Below are 850 nucleotides of genomic sequence, written 5' to 3' on the forward strand. Positions count from 1 at the left end.
GCGGCGGCGATCTGCTGACGGCGGTCGCCGAGCCGCTGCCCGTCGCCGTGATCGCGGAGATGCTCGGCATTCCGGAGTCCGACCGCGCCCCGCTGCGTCCCTGGTCGGCGGCGATCTGCGGAATGTTCGAGCTCAACCCGTCCGAGGAGACCGCCCGGGCCGCCGTCCGCGCCTCCCTCGACTTCTCCGCGTATCTGCGGGAACTGATCGCCGAACGGCGCGGCAACCCGGGGGCCGACCTGATCTCCGCTCTGATCGCCGCCCATGACGAGGGTGAGCGGCTGACCGAACAGGAGATGGTCTCCACCTGCGTGCTGCTGCTGAACGCGGGCCACGAGGCGACCGTCAACACCACCGTGAACGGCTGGTGGACGCTGCTGCGCCACCCGGACCAGCTGGCCGCGCTGCGGGCGGACCATGGCCTGCTGCCTACTGCGGTGGAAGAGCTCATGCGCTACGACACCCCGTTGCAGATGTTCGAACGGTGGGTGCTCGACGACATCGAGATCGACGGCACGGTCATTCCGCGAGGCTCGGAGGTGGCCCTCCTCTTCGGCTCGGCCAACCGCGACCCGGCCCGCTTCGCGGACCCGGACACGTTGGACCTCGCCCGGCGGGAGAACCCGCACATCACCTTCGGTGCGGGCATCCACTTCTGTCTCGGGGCGCCGCTAGCCCGGGTGGAACTGGCCTCCTCCTTCGGCGAGTTGCTGCGCAGGGCGCCCGCTGTGCGGCTGGTCGCGGAACCGGAGTGGAACCCGGGATACGTGATCCGGGGAGTGAAGGAACTCCGGGTCGAGCTCTGACCCGCGGGCGCTGCGGGGACGCGGGTCAGAGCTCGACCCGGAGT

1 protein-coding gene is annotated in these 850 nt (G+C 70.5%); it reads left to right on the forward strand.

Annotated features, from left to right (window positions below):
• The coding region (locus JGS39_RS40145; protein ID WP_219574674.1) for a cytochrome P450 at positions 1-806 on the forward strand (806 nt) is incomplete at its 5' end.
• Positions 807-850 lie beyond the last annotated feature (44 nt).

The sequence above is a fragment of the Streptomyces poriferorum genome (assembly GCF_019399235.1).
GTDB classification, from domain to species: domain Bacteria; phylum Actinomycetota; class Actinomycetes; order Streptomycetales; family Streptomycetaceae; genus Streptomyces; species Streptomyces poriferorum.